Annotated in this window: 17 protein-coding genes; 4 read left to right on the plus strand and 13 right to left on the minus strand. The window is 64.6% G+C overall.

Features of this window, described 5'->3' with window-relative positions; genetic code table 11:
• Positions 1–26 precede the first annotated feature (26 nt).
• From AC0L3X_RS15690 to AC0L3X_RS15705, 4 genes are read right to left on the minus strand one after another with little or no spacing between them, the layout of a single operon-like run.
• The gene (locus tag AC0L3X_RS15690) at positions 27–824 is read right to left on the minus strand and encodes a pentapeptide repeat-containing protein (protein ID WP_063981988.1); all 798 of its coding nucleotides are present in this window, start codon (positions 822–824) and stop codon (positions 27–29) included.
• Positions 825–870: 46 nt separating this feature from the next.
• Complete coding sequence (locus AC0L3X_RS15695) at positions 871–1,611, minus strand: ABC transporter ATP-binding protein (protein ID WP_063981989.1); 741 nt, start codon at positions 1,609–1,611, stop codon at positions 871–873.
• Positions 1,601–2,338 carry an ABC transporter permease gene (locus AC0L3X_RS15700; protein WP_063981990.1) on the minus strand — a complete coding sequence of 246 codons (738 nt, stop codon included), beginning with the start codon at positions 2,336–2,338 and terminating at the stop codon, positions 1,601–1,603. Before AC0L3X_RS15700 ends, AC0L3X_RS15695 begins: the two co-directional genes overlap by 11 nt.
• A 1-nt stretch (position 2,339) precedes the next feature.
• Positions 2,340–3,287: an ABC transporter substrate-binding protein gene (locus tag AC0L3X_RS15705; RefSeq protein WP_063986209.1), complete on the minus strand. Its 948-nt coding sequence runs from the start codon at positions 3,285–3,287 to the stop codon at positions 2,340–2,342.
• A 135-nt stretch (positions 3,288–3,422) separates the two neighbouring features.
• Here AC0L3X_RS15705 and AC0L3X_RS15710 point away from each other — a divergent pair, with 135 nt between their 5' ends.
• Positions 3,423–3,782 carry a hypothetical protein gene (locus AC0L3X_RS15710; RefSeq protein ID WP_014493633.1) on the plus strand — a complete coding sequence of 120 codons (360 nt, stop codon included), beginning with the start codon at positions 3,423–3,425 and terminating at the stop codon, positions 3,780–3,782.
• Between the two features lie 157 nt (positions 3,783–3,939).
• Here the strand turns inward: AC0L3X_RS15710 and AC0L3X_RS15715 are convergent, their stop codons facing one another.
• Both AC0L3X_RS15715 and AC0L3X_RS15720 read right to left on the minus strand, forming a co-directional pair.
• Positions 3,940–4,758 (minus strand): quinoprotein dehydrogenase-associated SoxYZ-like carrier, encoded by an 819-nt coding sequence (locus AC0L3X_RS15715; RefSeq protein ID WP_063981991.1) that lies wholly within the window; start codon positions 4,756–4,758, stop codon positions 3,940–3,942.
• Positions 4,759–4,834: 76 nt separating this feature from the next.
• Entirely contained in the window at positions 4,835–5,761 is a 927-nt protein-coding gene (locus AC0L3X_RS15720) for a quinoprotein relay system zinc metallohydrolase 2 (protein ID WP_063981992.1), read from the minus strand.
• 129 nt (positions 5,762–5,890) lie between these two features.
• Here AC0L3X_RS15720 and AC0L3X_RS15725 point away from each other — a divergent pair, with 129 nt between their 5' ends.
• Both AC0L3X_RS15725 and AC0L3X_RS15730 read left to right on the plus strand, forming a co-directional pair.
• Positions 5,891–6,772: a substrate-binding domain-containing protein gene (locus AC0L3X_RS15725; protein ID WP_063981993.1), complete on the plus strand. Its 882-nt coding sequence runs from the start codon at positions 5,891–5,893 to the stop codon at positions 6,770–6,772.
• Positions 6,769–7,326 (plus strand): PQQ-dependent catabolism-associated CXXCW motif protein, encoded by a 558-nt coding sequence (locus tag AC0L3X_RS15730; protein ID WP_063981994.1) that lies wholly within the window; start codon positions 6,769–6,771, stop codon positions 7,324–7,326. Before AC0L3X_RS15725 ends, AC0L3X_RS15730 begins: the two co-directional genes overlap by 4 nt.
• A gap of 169 nt (positions 7,327–7,495) precedes the next feature.
• Here AC0L3X_RS15730 and AC0L3X_RS15735 read toward each other — a convergent pair whose 3' ends face one another.
• From AC0L3X_RS15735 to AC0L3X_RS15760, 6 genes are all read right to left on the minus strand, one after another.
• Positions 7,496–7,795, minus strand: a complete 300-nt coding sequence (locus AC0L3X_RS15735) for a copper-binding protein (protein ID WP_063981995.1) — start codon at positions 7,793–7,795, stop codon at positions 7,496–7,498.
• 139 nt (positions 7,796–7,934) lie between these two features.
• The gene (locus AC0L3X_RS15740; protein WP_063981996.1) at positions 7,935–8,543 is read right to left on the minus strand and encodes a hypothetical protein; all 609 of its coding nucleotides are present in this window, start codon (positions 8,541–8,543) and stop codon (positions 7,935–7,937) included.
• A complete protein-coding gene (locus AC0L3X_RS15745) occupies positions 8,540–9,388 on the minus strand; it encodes an ABC transporter permease (protein ID WP_063981997.1) in 849 nt (282 codons plus the stop codon). Before AC0L3X_RS15745 ends, AC0L3X_RS15740 begins: the two co-directional genes overlap by 4 nt.
• Positions 9,385–10,191, minus strand: a complete 807-nt coding sequence (locus AC0L3X_RS15750) for an ABC transporter ATP-binding protein (RefSeq protein ID WP_063981998.1) — start codon at positions 10,189–10,191, stop codon at positions 9,385–9,387. The genes AC0L3X_RS15745 and AC0L3X_RS15750 overlap by 4 nt, the downstream gene beginning before the upstream one ends.
• Positions 10,188–11,156 carry a YVTN family beta-propeller repeat protein gene (locus AC0L3X_RS15755; RefSeq protein WP_063981999.1) on the minus strand — a complete coding sequence of 323 codons (969 nt, stop codon included), beginning with the start codon at positions 11,154–11,156 and terminating at the stop codon, positions 10,188–10,190. The genes AC0L3X_RS15750 and AC0L3X_RS15755 overlap by 4 nt, the downstream gene beginning before the upstream one ends.
• Positions 11,157–11,164: 8 nt before the next feature.
• Complete coding sequence (locus AC0L3X_RS15760) at positions 11,165–12,346, minus strand: ABC transporter substrate-binding protein (RefSeq protein ID WP_063982000.1); 1,182 nt, start codon at positions 12,344–12,346, stop codon at positions 11,165–11,167.
• A gap of 59 nt (positions 12,347–12,405) precedes the next feature.
• On the opposite strand from AC0L3X_RS15760, the gene AC0L3X_RS15765 reads away from it, so the two are divergent.
• On the plus strand, positions 12,406–12,978 hold the full coding sequence (locus AC0L3X_RS15765; RefSeq protein ID WP_187387989.1) for a DUF3280 domain-containing protein: 573 nt from the start codon (positions 12,406–12,408) through the stop codon (positions 12,976–12,978).
• A 96-nt stretch (positions 12,979–13,074) separates the two neighbouring features.
• On the opposite strand, the gene AC0L3X_RS15770 is transcribed toward AC0L3X_RS15765, so the two are convergent.
• The gene (locus AC0L3X_RS15770) at positions 13,075–14,007 is read right to left on the minus strand and encodes an IS110 family RNA-guided transposase (protein ID WP_231142732.1); all 933 of its coding nucleotides are present in this window, start codon (positions 14,005–14,007) and stop codon (positions 13,075–13,077) included.
• Positions 14,008–14,126: the final 119 nt, after the last annotated feature.

The following is a 14,126-nucleotide window of genomic DNA, read 5'->3' on the forward strand; positions in this document are numbered from 1 at the left end:
CAGCCGATCCTCCCAAAGGCGACCTGTTATTCCCTGATCAGGCGCTCGCGGTTCTTTGCCTTGTCGAAATTCCTGGCGCGGTCAAGGCCGATCGGCGCGATCAGCTTCGCCGAGGCAAGATCAGCGCCCTCGAAATCGGCGTCAGTGACGGTGGCTCCGGTCAGGTCGGCGCCGCCGAGCTGAGCATTTTTGAGCGATGCGCCGGTCAGGTCGGCTCCCTTGAGGGAGGCAAATTCGAGATCGACGCGCGACAGGTCGGCATTGCGCGCGTTCAACCCTTCCAGATTGGCGGATCGCAGCACGGCGCGCATCAGCCCCATCGACTGGTTGCGCATATCGGCGCCAAGATGCGCGTTCGCAATCGAGGCGCCGATCAGGCTTGCGCCGGTGAGGTCGGCCGCGATGCGAGCACCGGTCAGGTCCGCGCCGTCCAGACGCGCGCGCGCCATCTGCGAGGCGAACAGATTGGCGCCCTTCAGGCTCGCGCCCGCGAGATCTGCGTCGAGCAGCCACGCCTGATCGAGGATCGCCTGATCAAGACGGGCACCGGCGAGTTTCGTCTTGTTGAGTCGTGCCGCACGGAGAATCGCCGTGGAAAGGTCAAGACCCGAGAGATCGAGCCCCGACAACCGCTTGCCGGTGAAATCGGCCGGCGCCCCGGGGCTGGCTTTGGCCAGGATGGCCTCGACCTCCTGCCGGCTCATTTCCGCGGAGACCATCGCGGGTGACGTGAGGTCGACGTCACGCATCATGTCCTGCGCGCTCGCCATGGTCGCGACGAGAGCGAGGCCAAGCGTCATGAGGGCGACCATTCGCGTCATCATCGGGCTCCGCTACGGGCCCTGTTTAGCACGCGCTTTGCGTGGCTGCCTATGAGGCATCACGCCCGGCGTGTTCGCCGCCATGTTCGCCTTGGATTCTCGCCACGAGGTCCGCCCTGATCGCGGCGATCTCTGCGTCGCCGCGTGCGCCACGCGGGATGCTGATGGGCACTTCTGCCAGAATTCGCGCCGGCTGCGGCGACAGGAAGAACAAGCGGTCGCCGAGGCGGATCGCATCGTCGAGGCTGTGGGTGACGAGCAGCGTCATCATGGGGCGGCTTGCGACCAGCGTCGCGATCTCGTCGCGCAGGCGGCCAGCGAGCGCGTCGTCGAGCGAGGCGAGGGGCTCGTCGAGCACGAGCAGATCGGGCTCGACCGCGAAGGCGCGGGCCAGCGCGACGCGCCGGGCAAGACCCAGGGACAATTCGCCGGGAAAGTGGCTGCGATGCGCTTCCAGCTCCAGGATCCTGAACAGCTCCGACAGCTTCGCCTCGGAGATATCAGGAGCCGCAAGCCGCACATTCTGCTCGACCGAGCGCCACGGCAACAGCCGCGGCTCCTGGAACACCATCCCGATCCGCGCTTCCGGTGGACGCGCGATGGTCCCGTGGAAATCGCGGTCGAGCCCGAGGATGATGCGCAGCATCGTGCTCTTGCCGCAGCCGGAGGGGCCGATCAAAACGCCGACCTCACCGGATTGAAGCGCGAAGCTGACCGGGGCCAGCACCTCGTGCGTTTCGCCCGCGGCACTCCTGAATGTCTTTCCGGAGATATCGACTTCAAGCCGCACGGGGCCGCCACCGTGTTGCGCGGGCTTCGAACGGCTGCACCAGCAAGGTTTCGATGACGAGTACGACGGCCGCGAAGGTGAGCGAATAGGCCAGCAGTCGCGGCGTGTCGAACAGCTGGAAGGCGACGCCGATCTCGAAGCCGACACCGTTCGGCCGTCCCAGCAGCTCGGCCACCAGCACGATCTTCCATACCAGCGACAATCCGGACCGGGCCGAGGCTGCGATATAGGGCGCAAGCTGCGGTAGCACGACGTGGCGGAACGCACGCCAGCGCGGCATCGCGAACACGGTGGCCATCTCGTCGAGCGAACGGTCGAGCGCGCGCGTGCCCTCGCGCAAGGTGACGATGGCGGTCGGCAGCTTGTTGATAGCGATCGCCGCGATCGCGGCCGCTTCGGTCAGGCCGGCCCAGATGTAGGCCAGCACGATCACGACCAGCGCCGGCAGGTTCAGCAGCAGGATCAGCCAGGGATCGCCGAGCCGGTCGGCAAGCTTCACCCGTCCCATCAAGTAGCCGATGGCGCTGCCGAGCGACATCGCTAGCACGAAGGCGAGCGCGACGCGCGCCAGCGTTGCGCCGAGATGCAGGAACAGGGCGCCGCTAGATGCTTCGGCGATGGTGACGTTGAGCACGGCAGGCGGGGAGGGCAGCTTTGCGCCGCCGACGAACAGCGCTGCAATCCACCAGGTCGCGAGGAACAGGGAAAACGAGAGAAGACGCAGCACCTCAGTCTCCGGGGACCGCGTGATAGAAGGTGCCGGGATCGAGCTCGGCCGCCGGCCCGACCAGGTCGCGTCCGCCGATCTCGGCGAGCACGCGATAGAGCACGCGCGCATCCGCCTCCTCGTCCACGATGCTTCGGCGCGGAATGCCGTCGCGATAGCGGTCGCGGTAGGTCTTGAGGATGGCCGGATCGCTCGCGCCGGTGAGCGGAGCGATTTTGTCCCAGGCGGCATCCGAGGTGACCAGCAGCTGCTTGGCCTTGCGGGTCATCGCAATGAAACGCGCCACCGCATCGCGATGGCTTGCGGCCCAGCTCTCGTCGAAGACATAGCCGACCGCGGATACCGCGCCTTTGGCCCCCAGCTTCGGCAAAATGTCCTCGATGCCGGCGAGGCGGCGAAAGCCCTTGGCCTCGAGCTGCGCACAGAAATTCCAGAAGTTGAGGCTTGCATCCATCTCGCCATCGAGCGCCTTGGCGGCGATCAAAGGCGGCGCGCCATAGACGATGCTCGCATCGGACTTCAGGTCGATGCCGTCCTGCTTCATCCGCGCCTGCAGCAGCAGCCAGCTCTTGTCGATCGCGCCGCCGCCGACGCCGAGCTTACGGCCCTTGAGGTCGGCGAGCGTCTTGAGCGGCGACGAGGCCGGCACCATCACCGCGCCGAGCGCGCTGGAATAGGGATAGAAGGTGAGCATGGCGCCGAGCACGCGCTCGCGCGACACCCACAGCCAGTCGGACAGGATGATGTCGGCACTCCCGGCGCGCAGGGCGATCTTGCCGGCCTCGGGGCTCGCGAGCTCGGTGACGTCGAGCGACAGATCGGCTTCCTTGTCGAGCCCGCCGGCGCGGATTGCAGCCAGCTCCCAGGAGAATGTTCCGGTCTTCTGCACTGCAAGGCGGATCGTATCCGCGGCGCGGCCGGGGGCGGCCAGCGACAGCGCCAGCGTCATCGCGAGCGCCAATGTTCGTCCAGGCGCTCTCAAACCAAGTGCTCTCATCACCTTGTGAGCCGTTTCCTCGAAGGGAGTGCTTTTCATGACAATACGCATAGCATAGCTTTCGTCGCAACCAGCGGGAGGACGCTCATGAATCTGGCGGGACAGCTACGACCGATTGTCGCCGCATTGGCGGTGTGGGCTGCGACCGTCTACGCCGCGCGTGCCGAGGAGGCCAATGATTATCCGACCTCAGCGCGTGCCGAGTACGTCTATGGCTGCATGAAGGCCAATGGCGAGAGCCGGCAGTCGATCGAGCAATGCTCCTGCTCGATCGACGTGGTGGCCTCGATCGTGTCCTATGACCGTTACGTCACCGCCGAGACGGCGCTGAGCATGTCCCAGGTGCGCGGCAATCTCGGCGTCCAGTTTCGTACATCCGAGCAGGCAAATTCGGCGGTGAATGATCTCAGGCGCGCGCAGGCGGAAGCCGAGGTGAGGTGTTTCTGACGGCTAGCTTCACGCCAACCGTAGCCGTCATGCCCGGGCTTGTCCCGGGCATCCACGTTCTTAGGATAGGCGCGAAGTCCGTGGATGGCCGGGACATAGGCGAGCAAAGCGACGCCGTCCTTCGGACGGCTATGCCCGGCCATGACGATCGAGAGCCTCACGTCCCCGGCTTCTCCACATCCCATTCATTGCGGAACACGTGCCCATCCGTGTCCTTCGCCTCCGCACGGAAGCGCTTGGCGCCATTGGAGACGTAGGTGAAGCGCAGATTGGGATCTTCCGAGATCGAGATGCCGCCCTCCACCGACAGCACGGGACTGTCGTCCTGCGTCAGCCTCAGTTGGTTGACGAAAAAGGCGGGGATGTAGAGCTGCGTGACCTGGTCCATTTGCAGGCCGGAATTGTTGGGATGGCCGATCATGATCTGCGCCTCGCGGACGCGGCTCGCAGGTGCCTCCTCGCGCGCGAATTGCCGGTAGCGCATCTGGCCGAGCCGGTTCCTGGCTTCCTCGATGTTCTTTCCTGCCGGCGCCGAGCAGCCGCCTGAGGCCTTCACATAGGTCTTGGCGACGTAAAGCTGGCCGTCGCTGAGCTCGGCAACCGCGTGGACGTCGGTATAGTTGTTGACGCGCACGCGCGTGGAGATCTCGGTGACGTTGGCATCTGCGCCGAGCTCGAACTTCGCTGCCATCGGCGCGGGGTTGCGGTCGATCACCAGCGTGATCGAACGGATGCGGCGGCTATCCGCGGGCGACAGTTTGCTGCGCAGGGTCACCGGCACGATCGCCGCGTCCTCGGCGCGATAGGGCATCTCGATGCCGATGACGTCGTTGCCGTCGTTGATCGGACGGTTGCTGAAGATGTCCTGCACCAGGCCCGGCCAGGGATCGTAAGCCTCCTCGGCGCTCGCCGGCACAGCGAAGGCGATGCCAAGCAATGCGGCGATCAGGGGCAGGCGGCGTGTGCATCCCGTCATGGTCGTGGTTCCGTGCGGACGAAGCAGTTTTCTCTGGGGCGGCGCAGCCGATCCCCCGTCCAGCGTAGCGCGTCCACTACTCCCATTCAATTTCCGAAAATGCTGCGGTTGCGTTGCGAGCATTGTAGTCGTCGAACAATTGCCAATGCGGCCGTTCCGATGCGGCCGCCTTGTCGGCGGCAGTCCGGATCGGCTCGCCCTTCTTGTTCGACGCCCGGACGTCCGCCAGCAGGGTCGTGAGATAACGCCGCTCGTCGCCGAGCGCGGCAGGCCAGTCGCTCACAGGCCCGTGACCCGGCACGACGCGCTGCGCCGGAATTTTATCGAGTTCCCCGAGCGTGCCGAGCCAGCCGCGGATGCTGCCGTCCATCACCGGAATATGGCGGAGGAAGACGAGATCGCCCGCGAACAGCGTCTTGCTGGTCTCGTCGAACACGGTCAGATCGTTGTCGCTGTGCCCGGCCGACCAGGCCCGCAAGGTGAGGCGGCGCGACCCGAGATCGAGCTTCAGGGTATCAACGACGAGCAGGGTGGGCGGCACGATCTTCACGGGATCGATCAATTCGCTACCCATGATGCGTCTAAAATTGTCGAGATAATACGGCCCGCGCGTCGCCAGCGCCTGCGGCAGCTTGCTGTGGCCGACGAAGCTGGTTCCTTCTGCGGCAAAGGCCGCATTGCCGAAGACATGGTCGGGATGGCCGTGGGTGTTGATGACGTAGCGGATCGGCTTGGATGTGCGAGCCCGCACCGCCGCCAGCAGCGCCTCGCCCTCACGGAGGCTGCCGCCGGTGTCGATCATGGCTACCGCATCCTCGCCGACGATAAAGCCGACATTGGCGATGTCGCCTTCGTTCTCGCGGGTCATGAGGGCGGTGGTCCCGGAGTGCACGAAGATTCCCGGTGCGACTTCGCTCACAGGCAATTCGGCTGCCCCGGCGCGTGCTAGCGTTGCTGTCCCCAGCAGGGACAGGGCTGCGATCAAGGAAGCGATGCGAGACACTTTTCCGCCTCAGTTCAGATGGCTTGCCGCACTGCACTGCAACAAACCAAAGCCAACACAAAGTTTGGCAAAGCATGGCGCGTCATGCGTTGCATGGCTAGCATTCAAACAAACCGAGGAGGAAGCGCGATGACGGAGGCCGGGCGACATCGTCGCTGGTTGTTTTCACTGTGGGTCCTGGTGGCATCCTGCGCATTCGGCGACGTCGCCATTGCGCAGACCAGCGAGACCGGCGACCTCTCGTTCGAGCTGGTCGATCCAAAAGTGCTGCGCGTCTGTGCAGACCCGCGCAATCTGCCGTTCTCGAACGAGAAGGGCGAGGGGTTCGAGAACAAGCTCGCCGAGCTGCTCGCGGACAAGCTCCAGAAGAAGCTCGACTACGTCTTCTTCCCGCAGGCCACCGGCTTCGTGCGCATGACGCTGGGCGCGCATCGCTGCGACGTCATCATGGGATTTCCGCAAGGCGATGACCTCGTGCAGGGCACCAATCCCTATTACCGCACGACCTATGCGCTGGTCGCCAAGACCGGCAGCGGGCTCGAGGACGTCGATACGCTCGAAGACGCGCGCCTGAAGGGCAAGCATGTCGGCATCGTCGCCGGCACGCCGCCGGCCACCAACATGGCGATCGCCGGCCTGATGGGCGATGCAAAACCCTATCCCCTGATGATCGACACGCGCTTCGATAACTCCGCGCAGGCGATGGTCGACGACCTCGTCGCCGGCAAGATCGACGCAGGCGTGCTGTGGGGTCCGATGGCCGGGTATTATGCGAAGAAGGCTGGCTCGCTTCATGTCACGCCGCTGGTGAAGGAAACCACCGGGCCGAAGCTGGTCTATCGCATCGGCATGGGCGTGCGGCCCGCCGACCAGAACTGGAAGCGGCAGCTCAACAAGCTGATCCAGGAGAACCAGGGCGAGATCAACAAGATCCTGATCGACTTTGGCGTGCCGCTGCTCGACGAGAGCGACAAGCCGCTCGGCGCGGAGACGGCCAAGAAGACGCCATGAGGCGGCGCGTTGCCGCTGCGCTGGTTGCCGCCATTCTGGTGGCGCCGGCGTTGGCGCAGCAGCAGGAGCCGTTCGAGCCCGAGGAATATCGCTCCGACAATTACCGCGCGCCGGTGCCGGCGACGCTCACTGGCGCGCGCGTGCTGACGACTGCGGAGGCCGAAGCAATCTGGCGTGCGAAGAGCGGCGCCTTCATCGACGTGCTGCCGCGCGCGCCGAAGCCGAAGAACCTTCCCGAAGGCACCGTCTGGCGCGATATGCCGCGAAAAAACATACCGGGCAGCACCTGGCTGCCGGACACCGGCTACGGCGTGCTGCCGCCCGCCATGGACGATTATTTCCAGCGCGGCCTCGCCCGCGCCGCGCGCGGCGACAAGGCTGCGCTGCTCGTGATCTATTGCCTGGCCGACTGCTGGATGTCCTGGAACGCCGCCAAGCGCGCCTTGGCTTACGGTTATGCCAACGTCGCCTGGTACCCCGACGGCACAGATGGCTGGGAGCGCGCAAACCTTCCGCTGGACGATGCGCAACCCGAGCCGCGGCCGGAGCAATAGTTCTCTCCTCGTCATTGCGAGCGTAGCGAAGCAATCCGGAGTCCCTCCGTGGAAAGATTCTGGATTGCTTCGCTGCCCTCGCAATGACGGTGTGGGTCGAGCGTCCGCGCACATCGACTAGACGCCTCGCGGAAGCTCCCTTTCGCCGAGAGCGAGGCGGAAGCAAAGCCTACTGCTTCTGCAGCTTCGTCAGCGTGCCTGTACCATTGTTGTCGGTCGCCGAGTACGTCACCCTGTCGCCGGCATGGACGGCATCCAGCATCGCGGCGTCCTTGGCCTTGTACTCCTGAAGCGTGCCGGCGCCGCCTGCGCTGCCGCCGACCGTGCCCTTCTGTGTCTGCTGGATCGAGATCGTGCTGTTGAGCCGGTCGATTCTGGTGACCATCCCGGTCATGTCGTCAGCAAAAGCAGGGGACGCAAGCGTGCTGATGGCTGCAGCGCATGCGAAGATGAATTTTGTTGTTCCCATCGAGGCCTCCCGACGTCTTGGAGTTCACGTCGACAAGCCATCCTAGAGCGATTTGGTTCCGGCTGATAGCGCGGCAAAGGGTAACGATGGCGTTGATATCGCGGGAACCTTCCGAAAGTCGTCGTCAGCGAGGCTGACGCTATTCCATTTCCTGCTGGATCACGCGTCCGAGAGCGAACAGGCGCTGGTCAATCGCGGTCGGAACCTCGCAGACGAACCGCACCACCTTGTGGCGATCTTCGAAAATGCGGGTTTCCCAGATCAACTGGTTGCTGAGCGCATCGACCTTTGCGTCGTCGCGTGGTGTCGCGCTCTGGAGCGCCTGGAGCTGGATCGACTCCTCGCGGATCTTGTCGGCCGCCTCGCGCTGTTTGCGGCTGACGCGTTCGAGCCCGTTCATGACCTGCGAGCGCTGGGCGTTGAGCGTGTCGAACAAGCCGGCGAACAACAGCTTGGCGTTTGCCGTCTTGTCAGCGGCGGAGCCGGCCAAAAACTCCTTCACCGACTTCTCGGCCTCGTCCATCGGCGTCTTCCGCGCCGACAGTTTTGAGACCAGCGCGGTGACCTTTGCGTCGTCCTTCCATTTGGTCTCGGCGTCGTCGAGTGCGGGACCGGCCCAGACGGCGGCGAGCGAGATGTCCGGCACCTTGGCCTGCGTGCAAGGCCAGTTGGGATAGCGCGGATCGGCGGCGCACGCAGCCGTGCTCGCAACGGCGAGCGCAAAAGCGGCCATGGCCAGAACCTTCATCCTTCGCCTCCCGCAGGGCCCCGTCGCGCCAGCCCGCGCGAGGGATCATAGGCCAGAATCGCGCCGATCATGAAGACGATTGTGCAGGCCGCCACTACCGCCAGCGAGATCCAGTTGATTTGCCCGTAGAATGCAAAACGGATCAGTTCGACCGCATGGGTGAACGGGTTGGCCTGGCAGAGATAGTAGAGATAGGGGCTCCCCTCCTGCACGCGCCAGAGCGGGTAGAGCGCGGAGGAGGCGAAGAACATCGGAAAGATCACGAAGTTCATCACGCCGGCGAAGCTTTCAAGCTGCTTGATGCCCGAGGAGATCAGCATGCCGAGCGAGCCCAGCATCAGCCCCGACAGGATCAGCGCCGGCAGCACGGTGAGATAGCCGATCGCGGGAGGGGTGATGTCCCAGAACCAGGCGATCAGCAGGAACGCATAGACCTGGAGCAGCGACACCGCGGTGCCCGCCAGCAGCTTGCAGAACAAGAGGAACCCGCGCGGCAGCGGGCTCACCAGCAGCGTCCGCATATTGCCCATCTCGCGGTCATAGACCATCGAGAGCGAGGACTGCATGCCGTTGAAGAGCTGGATCATCGCCATCAGCCCGGGCGCGATATAGACCTCGTAGAGGATGTAGGTCTCGTAAGGCGGGATGATCGAGATGCCGAGCACCTGGCGGAAGCCGGCGGCGAAGATGAACAGCCACACCAGCGGGCGCACCAGCGCCGAGACGAAGCGCTCGCGCTGATGCAGGAAGCGCAGGCCCTCGCGCCAGACGATGCCGGTGAGGCAAGTCATGTATTCCGCGGCCGAGAAACCGCGCGGTGTATCCCGCGTCGTGATGCTGCTCATGCACCGCCTCCCGGCATCGTCTGCGCACCGGTCAGGCGCATGAAGGCGGTGTTGACGTCCTGTGCGCCGGCATCCGTGATGACGCGGCTCATCGGCCCCTGCGCCAGCACCTTGCCCTGGTGCAGCACCACGAGGTCGTCACCAGGCATGATCTCGTCGAACAGATGCGTGGCCCAGAGCACGCCGATGCCTTGCTCGGTGACGAGCTGGCGGACATGGCTGATGATGTCGGCGCGCGCCTTGACGTCGAGGCCGACGGTCGGCTCGTCCAGCAACAGCAGCCGCGGCCGGTGCAGCAGGGCGCGGGCAATCTCCAGCCGCCGCATCTGGCCGCCCGAGAGATCGCGCACCTTGCTGCCGGCACGCTCCGAGAGGCCGATGCGGCCGAGCAGCTCGCCGCTGCGCGCGGCCGCCTCGCGCCGGTTGATGCCGTGCAGGGCGGCGTGATAGAGCAGGTTCTGCGTCAGCGACAGGTCGAGATCGAGCGTGCGCGGCTGGAATACGACGCCGAGCAGCCGCAGCGCCTCGCCGGGGCTCTTGCTGATGTCGTGGCCGAAGATGCCGACGCGGCCGCTCTGGATGCCGAACAGGCGTGTGATCAGCGAGAACAGCGTGCTCTTGCCGGCGCCGTTGAGCCCGAGCAGCGCAGTGAAGCTCGCAGGCTGCACATTGAAGGAGACGTCCATCAACGCCCGGCGCGGCCCATAGGAATGGCTGACGCCGTCGATCGACAGCGCCGGCACCGCGGCCGCTTCCAGCCTCAGCATCTCCTGCGGCTCGGCGATGGGAGCAGGGCTGGTCATGGCGAGATCGTAATGCCCCAGGGCAGTTCGCCCACCTGAATGGTCTTGATCACCTTTTGCGCGGCGACGTCGATGACCGAGACGTCGTTCGACACGCCGTTGGTGGTGAGCAGGTATTTCTCGTCCGGCGTGAACGCCATGTGCCAGACCCGCTGTCCCACCAGCAGGTATTTCGTCACCTTGCGCGAGGCGACGTCGACCACGGCGACGCGGTTGGCCGGGCCGAGCGCGACGAAGGCGGTCTTGTCGTCTTTGGTCATGCCGATGCCGACCGGCTGGATCGCCTCTTTCCGCAACCCCGGAATCTCGAACGTAACCTTGCCGGTTACCTCGTGCTTTTTGGGATCGATGATCGAGATGGTGCCGCCGATCTCCGAGGACACCCACAGCTCCGAACTGTCGTGCTTGAATTCGGCAAAGCGCGGCCGCGCGTCGACCAGCACGTTGGCGACGATCTGGCGCGACGAGGTGTCGATGAAATGCGCCATGTTGGTCGTCTCGGACGTGTTGATCAATGTCTTGCCGTCGGGGCTGATGGTCATGCCCTCGGGCTCGACGCCGACCTGGATGTCGCCGAGCCGCGCGCGCTTCTCCAGATCGATCACGGTCACCGTGTTGTCGTTCTCGTTGGCGACATAGAGGATTTTTCCGGCCGCATCCTGCGCGAACAATTCCGGGTCGGGCCCGGAGGGCAGGCTGTCCACGATCGCTTGCGTCTTGGCATCGATCACCTGGATGGTGTCGTCGTCGCCGACCGCGACCATCACGAACTTGCCGTCGCGCGTGAAATCGATGCCGCGCGGGCGCTGGCCGACCTTGATGGTCTTGGTCACGGTCCAGCTGTCGGTGTCGATCACCGAGACCGTGTTGCTCTTCTCGTTCGAGACATAGGCGATGAACGCATGCGCGGGCGCGGCCGCAAGCGCCAGTCCGGACAGCAACCCCACACGCCACATGCGCAACATTCGCGTCCTCATTTCAGCTTGCATTTGCTCTCCGGGCGGTCGTAGCCGAGCGTGTCGAGCTCGGAGACCTGGTGCAGAAATCCCTCCTGCGGCGATACCGACACCACCATCCGGCCGTCGACCAGCAGGATCGGCTGGCGCAGCTGCAGGTTCCAGTCGCGCAGGGTCAGTTTCGTGCCCTTGAAGGCAGCGACCGAAAAATCCGGCCCCTTGATGAAGTCGGTGACCTTCTTGACGTCGCCGGAATTGGTGCGCGAGGTGGCCTCGCCGATCATGCGCACCGCCGTCCAGGCCTGCATGTCGAGCGCGGTCATGCGCCGCGAATTCAGCTTGATGAAGCGGTTCTGCATCTGGATCGCGCCCCACTGGTCCTGCGATGCGTCCCAGCTGCGCGGCACGAGGCCGGCCGAGCCCGCGACGGGGCGCGGATCCCAGGTGCGATAGGGCAGGTAGGCGCCGAACACTTCGCTCTCGTCGGCGGCGACCAGCACGTCATAGGCCGGCAACTGTTGCGTGAACACCGGCATCTGGCGCTGGATCAGCGTGACACCGCTATCGGTGCGGCGCGCGCCGCCCTTGTCCTCGAAGGTCTTCTCTTGCACGATCTTGGCGCCGAAGCGTGTGGCGGTACGCCGGAACGCGTCTGCAAACAGCTTGTCCTCGTCATGCGAGCCGACCACGAGCACCCAGCGCTTCCACTGCTTCCACACCAGATATTGGCCGAGCGCATCGGCCAGCATCGCGCGCGTCGGTGCGGTGTGGATGACGTTGGCGCGGCAATCGGCCTCGCGCAGGCGCTCGTCGATCGCGCCGGCGTTGAACAGCAGCGTGCCGCGCTCACGCAGGGCATCCGAGACCTTCAACAGCGCGTCGGCCGGCAGGTCGGCGATGATGAAGCCGTTCTTCTCGGCAAGCGCAGCCGCAGCCTCAACCGGATCTTCGCCTTCCTTGATGCGGCGCTCCTCCAGCGTGAAACGCTGGTTGAGGAATTTTCCCGTGGTGTTGTTGTCCTCGATGGCGAGGCGCGCGCCGGCGACGCCGTCATTCTCCGCGGGCTGCTCGACCAGCGACAGCGTCGATCTGGTGCCGGCGACGCCGAGATAGCCGACGCCGATCTGCACCGGGTCGGCCGCGAGCGCGCTCGTCGCGGCAAGACCCAGGCCGATCAGGCCGACCAACCATCGGATCATGTTTCCTCCAGATGTTCTCCCTGGCTTGACCGCCGGTGGAGAATTGTCTCTGCTAAAGCATGACCGATTTGGCCCGGCTTGCAACCCCGCATTTCGTCCCCGCGCGCGCGAGGCCGGGAATCACGATCATGCGAGCGCTGATCTATTTCGCAGCTTTGCTGTTGACGGGTTCGGTCGCGTTGGCCGATCCGCCCAAGCTCGCTGTGTTCGATTTCGAGCTGATCGACACCAGCCTTCCCGGCGAGTTCTACGGCTCCAGGCCGGAAGAGGCGCGGCTCGAGCGCATCAGCGACCAGCTGCGCAAGGAACTGGCGCTGTCAGGAAGGTTCCAGCTGCTCGACATCGCGCCGATCAGGGATGCCGCCCGTCACGCCAATTTGCAGGCCTGCGGCGGCTGCGACCTCAAGCTTGCCGGCCAGCTTGGCGCCGACCTCGAGATCACCGGCATGGTGCAGAAGGTCTCGAACCTGATCATCAATCTCAACATCTATCTGCGCGACGTGAAGACCGGCAACATGATCACCACCGCCAGCGCCGACATGCGCGGCAACACGGACGAATCGTGGTCGCGCACGATGAGCTACCTGATCCGCAATCGATTGCTGGCGCCGAACTACGGGAAGCCGGAGTAGATTTTCGCCTTTCCCCGCTAGCTCTGCTGCACCCTCGCCCCTTGTGGGAGAGGGTGGCTTCGCGAAGCGAAGACGGGTGAGCGACTGTGTTCGCTGTCAAGCGGGTTGCCATGGTGTTTTCGTCCTGATCATGACGTTGAGGATGGTAAGCAGCTTGCGGGCGACGGCGATCAGGGCAACGAGCTTCGGCTTTCCCTTGGCCACGAGGCGCTCAAAGAAGGCCTTGAGGACGGGGTTGTGACGTCTGGCGGTCATTGCTCCCATGAACAATACCGTTCGCACCGCTTGTCGCCCGCCACCAATGAAGCTTTTTCCGCGCCATTGGCCGGATTGGCGCGTGTAGGGCGCCAAGCCGGCCAGTGCCGCAATCTGCTTGCGGTTCAGGCGGCCGAGCTCTGGCAGTTCGGCCATCAAGGTCCGGGGAATGATGGGCCCAACGCCGGGAACGGAGGCGAGCAAATCCTCTGCTTCGCGCCAGGCCGGCGAAGATCGCACTGCATCGTCGATGTCCGTATCGACGCTGACGAGCTCCTTCTCCAGCGCCTTGATCAGCCGTGTGATGCTCTTTCTTAAATGCTGCGAGGTTGCGCGCTTTTCCCGTTGCCGCTCGGCACCTATCATGTCCACGATTTGACGCCGGCGCGTCACCAAATCCGACAAAAACCGTGTCGCCTCATCCGGCAAAGGCCGGGGTTCGGGCCGTGTCGCTGCGGCAAAGTGAGCGATTACAGAAGCATCGATCGGATCGGTCTTGGCGCGTTGTCCGAGTGCCTTGGCAAAGGCACGGACCTGCGCCGGATTGACAACGACGATAGGAAGGCCGGCGCCGCCAACTGCCGCTGCCGCAATGGTCTCGAAGCCGCCCGTCGCCTCGAGCGCCACAATAGTGGGTGCAAGCTGTTTCAGCCGAGCGGTCAGCTGCTCCAACCCCGCATCGTTGCGTTCTACGACGAACGCCTCACCACCGGGATGAACTGCAACGTCAAGACGGTCCTTCGATACGTCGATACCAACCGCGATGATATCCATGGTCACCCTTCCTTGCCTAATCGGGCTTCGCACTTTGCGGCCCAGGCGACTGTTCGGGTTCAATGGACTAACGGACGGGGCACCTCTCTCTCCCACGGCCTGCAACGACCTGGGGGTTT

The sequence above is a fragment of the Bradyrhizobium sp. MI1.7 genome, from assembly GCF_055811795.1.